Annotated in this window: 3 protein-coding genes and 2 rRNA genes (1 of these 5 only partly in view); all 5 read right to left on the reverse strand. The window is 55.8% G+C overall.

The window, feature by feature from the left end; genetic code table 11:
• Window positions 1-168 precede the first annotated feature (168 nt).
• Entirely contained in the window at window positions 169-2,472 is a 2,304-nt protein-coding gene (locus tag M1E16_RS23085) for a PqiB family protein (RefSeq protein WP_434601842.1), read from the reverse strand.
• Complete coding sequence (locus M1E16_RS23090) at window positions 2,465-3,088, reverse strand: paraquat-inducible protein A (RefSeq protein WP_434571814.1); 624 nt, start codon at window positions 3,086-3,088, stop codon at window positions 2,465-2,467. Before M1E16_RS23090 ends, M1E16_RS23085 begins: the two co-directional genes overlap by 8 nt.
• Window positions 3,075-3,734 (reverse strand): paraquat-inducible protein A, encoded by a 660-nt coding sequence (locus M1E16_RS23095; protein WP_458128467.1) that lies wholly within the window; start codon window positions 3,732-3,734, stop codon window positions 3,075-3,077. Before M1E16_RS23095 ends, M1E16_RS23090 begins: the two co-directional genes overlap by 14 nt.
• Before the next feature lie 147 nt (window positions 3,735-3,881).
• Window positions 3,882-3,997: ribosomal RNA gene (rrf, locus tag M1E16_RS23100) — 5S ribosomal RNA — on the reverse strand.
• Window positions 3,998-4,146: 149 nt separating this feature from the next.
• Window positions 4,147-6,767, reverse strand: a 23S ribosomal RNA gene (locus M1E16_RS23105) (it continues 271 nt past the right edge of the window).

The following is a 6,767-nucleotide window of genomic DNA, read 5'->3' on the forward strand; positions in this document are numbered from 1 at the left end:
GCGATCCAATGGATCACGGCCTTTTTTGTTATCGCATACTCCGTGGCGAGGGAGCTTGCTCCCGCTCGACTGCGCAGCGGTCGCAGGCTTTGGGGCCGCTACGCCCGAAGCGTCGGACCGGCCCAGCGGGAGCAAGCTCCCTCGCCACAGGTGTCACATCCTATAAGCTCACTTGCCGAGCGTGATCTTCGGCGCCCAGGTCAGCCACTCATCTTCAAACTTGTCGAACAGCGGGAACGTCTGCTGCGGTCGCGCCGGGTTGCCCATCCGCTCGCCGTCCGGTGTCGCAAAAGCGATACCGCCCTGGATCAGTGTCTCCAACGACTCGGTCCGCACCGTCGCGCCCTTGAACAGGCCGAAGTCCAGGCCAAAACCGCTGCTGTTCCAGAAGCGAGTACCACTGCGCACCAACGGCGCATACTTGGGCTCGATCAGGATATGAACCAGCACCCGGTCCGCCGTCTGGCCCAATTCATATCCTGTGACTTTGCCCACCGTCACCTCGCGATAGGTCACCGGCACGCCAATCTTCAACGAACCACGCCGCGCCGCACTCAATACCAGGCTCAAACCAGCCTCCGGAACCGCGCTTTCGGGTGGTTCGGCCAACGCAACAAAGCTTTTCTGTGGGCCCTGGCTTTTCACAGCGGGCTGCACTTCGATGTATTGACCGGTCACCAGGGTTTCCAGGTTCGACGTCTTCATCAACCCCAGCTCTGGCTTGACCACCCAGAACTGGGTCCCGGCGCGGGCGATACGCTCCGGCACTTCGGTGATACGCGCGGTGACCAGCACTGACTGCATGTCGGCGCTGAGATCGACGTTCTCGATCTTGCCCACATCCAGCCCCTTGAAACGGATCGGCGTACCGCTGCGCAAGCCGTCGGCGCGATCGACCTTGATTGTCACGACCGTGCCGTTCTGCTGTGCCGCTTCGCGGTCTTCATGCAGACGGAACCGAGGGATGCGTCTTTTCAACGGTACATTCGGCTCCGGCGTCTCGAAGGCGATCCCGCCGGCCATCAGGCTCTGCAGGGACTCGCTCTTGACCTGTATCCCGCCAGTCAGACCGCCCGTGAGGGTGACGCCGCTGGCGTTCCAGAATCGCGTCGAACCGTTCACCAGCCCTTCGTATTCCTTCTCGATGTGCACACCGATGATCAACTGTTTTTTCTTGCGGGAGAATTGGTAGCTCTGCACCGAGCCGACCTTGACCTGCTTGTAGAGAATCGGACTGCCGACTTCCAGCGATCCCAGATTCTCAGTCAGCAGCACCAGGTGCAGGCCAGGGGAACGCAGGTCCAATGGCGGAGCCTTCGCCCTGGCTTCGAATTCGCGCTGCGGCGCCGCGCCCTTGTCGCCCGGGCGCACGGCGATGTAGTTACCCTTGACCAGCGCTTCGAGGCCGGTGATACCCGCGAGGGAAATCGATGGCTTGACGACCCAGAACTGAGTGCCGGTCACCAGGTAGTCCTCGGCCAAAGGATCAAGAGTCAGCTCGGCGCTGGCGCTGGACAAGTCGGGGTCGACCTTCAACGTCTTCAGACTACCAACCTGGATACCTTTGTACATGACCGGCGTGCGCCCCGCCTGTAACCCTTCGAAATCGCTGAGCTTGACCTTTACCCGGATCCCGGCGGCGGCCGCATCGAAGTCTTCGTACAGACGAAACGGCAGGCTTGGGTCCGTGGGCGGGCTGTCCTTGCGGTTTTCCGGCGTGGCAAACGCGATACCGCCGGCCACGATACTGGCCAGTGATTCACTGCGTACTTTGACGCCCGACAGGTTGGCATCGATGCTGATGCCGCTGGCGTTCCAGAATCGTGTGTGTTTACGAACCAGGCTGGCGTAGGTCGGCTCGATGAAGACCTTGACCTCGACTGTCCGCTGATCTTCGGACAGGGAATAACTTTTCACCTGGCCAACTTGAATCTGTTTGTAGAAAACCGGGCTGCCACGGTCCAGGGAACCCAGGCGCTCAGCCTTGATCGTCAGGTGCAAACCTGGTTTGGCGTCCGATAGCGGCGGCTCTTCGGCCAAGGCCTTGAACTTGCGTGTCGACTCGCCTTCCCCCGGGCTTATGGCCACGTAGTTGCCTGATACCAGCGTCTCCAGTCCGGTGATCCCGGCCAGGCTCACACTCGGCTTGACCAGCCAGAAACGTGTGCCGGTCTTGAGGTATTGCTCGACGTCCTTGTTCATTTCGACGGTCGCGATAACGCCTTTCGAGCTGCCTTCGTCATCAAGCGTAAGGTCCTTTACCTTGCCCACCGTCATGCCTTTGTAGACGATCTCGGTCTTGTTGACCTGAATGCCCTCACCGCTTTCAAAACGTACGCTGATCTCGATCCCGGTCTCGTTATAAGCCCGCCAGCCGAGCCAACCGCCGATGATCAAGGCAATCAACGGCAAGACCCAGATGGCCGACCAGTTCGAAGCCGGTCGGGTTTTAGCAGTAGGCAAATCAGTCATGGTCGTCATCCGACTCCGTGTTATCCCAAATCAGTCGGGGATCGAAGGTAACTGCGGCAATCATTGTCAAAATCACTACGCTGGCAAAGGCGATGGCACCGAGACCGGCTTCAACACTGGCAAGCCGCCCGAAATTGACCACCGCCACCAGGATTGCGATTACGAAAATGTCCAGCATCGACCAGCGGCCGATGAACTCAATGAAGCGATACATGAGGATGCGCTGACGCGCGGACATTGGCTGGTGCCGTTGCACCGAAAACAACAACAAGGCGAGCCCCACCAGCTTGAAAGTGGGCACGACGATACTGGCAACAAACACCACCGCGGCAATGGGGATCATGCCGTGCTGAACCAGCTCGATGACGCCGGCCATTATGGTGCTGGGCGATCCCTGGCCCAGCGAATTGATGGTCATGATCGGCAGCATATTGGCCGGAATATAGAGAATCGCGGCCGTGATCAATAATGCCCAGGTCCGCATGAGGCTGTTCGGACGACGGGGATGGATGCGTGCGCCACAACGGGAGCAGGTCTGTTTGTCAGCGCCTGCATCCTGTCGATTCAACTCGTGACATTCGACGCAGATCAGAATGCCCGCATCAATCGCCCGCATGAGAATCCTCTCCTGACAGCGCCTGCCAGATCTGATGCGGTGACATCACCACTTCCAGCCAGACCTGAACCAGCAACAAGCTGACAAAACACACCAGGCCCAGGCCCACGGTAATAGCCGCCATGTCGGCAAGTTTGACGATGGCAACCAGCACGCCCATGAAATAGACCTCGAGCATCCCCCAATCCCTTAAGTGATGGTAAGTGCGGTACAACAACAAGCCGTAACTTCGCCCGACGTTCCAGCGAATGGTCAGCAGCACAATTAGCTGACAGAGCAACTTGAGCAGCGGAATCCCCATGCTGCACAGGAACACCACCACCGAGACACCGTGCATACCGGTATTGAACAGCCCGACCACGCCACTCCAGACGGTGTCCTGGGACGACTGTCCGAGCAGATTGAGCTGCATGATGGGTAAAAAGTTCGCCGGCACAAACAACAGCAAAGCGGCAACTACCAGGGCGAGGCTACGTTCGACCACGTTATATCGGTGTGCATAAAGTTCGTATCCACAGCGGGGGCATTCGGCTTTTTCGCCGTGGGCCAGCTGTGGCTTGCGCATCAACAAGTCGCATTCATGACACGCCACCAGACCGTCCAAGGGTAGATCTGACAACCTATCGATGTCTGACGGATCGGGCATATAGCGCTCTGGCTCAACTAAGGTGGGGCTATTCTAGTGCGCCAGCTCGAAAATAACTGCGCAAATTTACCACGAGCTTCGGCCGGTTTTATTACAGATAAAACAAAACCCCTACCTGCGTCAGCAGATAGGGGTTTCGGAATTTAATCTTGACGATGACCTACTCTCACATGGGGAAACCCCACACTACCATCGGCGATGCATCGTTTCACTTCTGAGTTCGGGATGGGATCAGGTGGTTCCAATGCTCTATGGTCGTCAAGAAATTCGGTAGCCAGCGCGTGCCTTGCGGTCACGTTCCAGCGAATGGGTATGCGATAGTTTGTGGGTTTTGACTCGAACTTTCGGTTCATTTCGTCTTCACACACCGCAATCTGGCCTCTTTCGAGTCTACAGATTGCTTGGGTGTTATATGGTCAAGCCTCACGGGCAATTAGTACAGGTTAGCTCAACGCCTCACAGCGCTTACACACCCTGCCTATCAACGTCGTAGTCTTCGACGGCCCTTCAGGGGACTCAAGGTCCCAGTGAGATCTCATCTTGAGGCAAGTTTCCCGCTTAGATGCTTTCAGCGGTTATCTTTTCCGAACATAGCTACCCGGCAATGCCACTGGCGTGACAACCGGAACACCAGAGGTTCGTCCACTCCGGTCCTCTCGTACTAGGAGCAGCCCCTCTCAAATCTCAAACGTCCACGGCAGATAGGGACCGAACTGTCTCACGACGTTCTAAACCCAGCTCGCGTACCACTTTAAATGGCGAACAGCCATACCCTTGGGACCGGCTTCAGCCCCAGGATGTGATGAGCCGACATCGAGGTGCCAAACACCGCCGTCGATATGAACTCTTGGGCGGTATCAGCCTGTTATCCCCGGAGTACCTTTTATCCGTTGAGCGATGGCCCTTCCATACAGAACCACCGGATCACTAAGACCTACTTTCGTACCTGCTCGACGTGTCTGTCTCGCAGTCAAGCGCGCTTTTGCCTTTATACTCTACGACCGATTTCCGACCGGTCTGAGCGCACCTTCGTACTCCTCCGTTACTCTTTAGGAGGAGACCGCCCCAGTCAAACTACCCACCATACACTGTCCTCGATCCGGATAACGGACCTGAGTTAGAACCTCAAAGTTGCCAGGGTGGTATTTCAAGGTTGGCTCCACGCAGACTGGCGTCCACGCTTCAAAGCCTCCCACCTATCCTACACAAGCAAATTCAAAGTCCAGTGCAAAGCTATAGTAAAGGTTCACGGGGTCTTTCCGTCTAGCCGCGGATACACTGCATCTTCACAGCGATTTCAATTTCACTGAGTCTCGGGTGGAGACAGCGCCGCCATCGTTACGCCATTCGTGCAGGTCGGAACTTACCCGACAAGGAATTTCGCTACCTTAGGACCGTTATAGTTACGGCCGCCGTTTACCGGGGCTTCGATCAAGAGCTTCGCGTTAGCTAACCCCATCAATTAACCTTCCGGCACCGGGCAGGCGTCACACCCTATACGTCCACTTTCGTGTTTGCAGAGTGCTGTGTTTTTAATAAACAGTCGCAGCGGCCTGGTATCTTCGACCGGCGTGGGCTTACGCAGCAAGTGCTTCACCCTCACCGGCGCACCTTCTCCCGAAGTTACGGTGCCATTTTGCCTAGTTCCTTCACCCGAGTTCTCTCAAGCGCCTTGGTATTCTCTACCCAACCACCTGTGTCGGTTTGGGGTACGGTTCCTGGTTACCTGAAGCTTAGAAGCTTTTCTTGGAAGCATGGCATCAACCACTTCGTCACCCAAAGGGTAACTCGTCATCAGCTCTCGGCCTTAAGATCCCGGATTTACCTAAGATCTCAGCCTACCACCTTAAACTTGGACAACCAACGCCAAGCTGGCCTAGCCTTCTCCGTCCCTCCATCGCAATAACCAGAAGTACAGGAATATTAACCTGTTTTCCATCGACTACGCTTTTCAGCCTCGCCTTAGGGACCGACTAACCCTGCGTCGATTAACGTTGCGCAGGAAACCTTGGTCTTTCGGCGTGGGTGTTTTTCACACCCATTGTCGTTACTCATGTCAGCATTCGCACTTCTGATACCTCCAGCAAGCTTCTCAACTCACCTTCACAGGCTTACAGAACGCTCCTCTACCGCATCACTTACGTGATACCCGTAGCTTCGGTGTATGGTTTGAGCCCCGTTACATCTTCCGCGCAGGCCGACTCGACTAGTGAGCTATTACGCTTTCTTTAAAGGGTGGCTGCTTCTAAGCCAACCTCCTAGCTGTCTAAGCCTTCCCACATCGTTTCCCACTTAACCATAACTTTGGGACCTTAGCTGACGGTCTGGGTTGTTTCCCTTTTCACGACGGACGTTAGCACCCGCCGTGTGTCTCCCATGCTCGGCACTTGTAGGTATTCGGAGTTTGCATCGGTTTGGTAAGTCGGGATGACCCCCTAGCCGAAACAGTGCTCTACCCCCTACAGTGATACATGAGGCGCTACCTAAATAGCTTTCGAGGAGAACCAGCTATCTCCGAGCTTGATTAGCCTTTCACTCCGATCCACAGGTCATCCGCTAACTTTTCAACGGTAGTCGGTTCGGTCCTCCAGTCAGTGTTACCTAACCTTCAACCTGCCCATGGATAGATCGCCCGGTTTCGGGTCTATTCCCAGCGACTAGACGCCCTATTAAGACTCGCTTTCGCTACGCCTCCCCTATTCGGTTAAGCTCGCCACTGAAAATAAGTCGCTGACCCATTATACAAAAGGTACGCAGTCACCCAACAAAGTGGGCTCCCACTGCTTGTACGCATACGGTTTCAGGATCTATTTCACTCCCCTCTCCGGGGTTCTTTTCGCCTTTCCCTCACGGTACTAGTTCACTATCGGTCAGTCAGTAGTATTTAGCCTTGGAGGATGGTCCCCCCATATTCAGACAAAGTTTCTCGTGCTCCGTCCTACTCGATTTCACTTCTAAGATCCTTTCGCGTACAGGGCTATCACCCACTATGGCCGCACTTTCCAGAGCGTTCCGCTAAAATCAAAGAAGCTT

The organism is Pseudomonas sp. Z2-11 (genome assembly GCF_054161305.1).

Coding starts and splice junctions, on each gene's coding strand:
- M1E16_RS23085 (WP_434601842.1), bottom strand. CDS start 2,472: ATGACTGATTTGCCTACTGCTAAAACCCGACCGGCTTCGAACTGGTCG.
- M1E16_RS23090 (WP_434571814.1), bottom strand. CDS start 3,088: ATGCGGGCGATTGATGCGGGCATTCTGATCTGCGTCGAATGTCACGAG.
- M1E16_RS23095 (WP_458128467.1), bottom strand. CDS start 3,734: ATGCCCGATCCGTCAGACATCGATAGGTTGTCAGATCTACCCTTGGAC.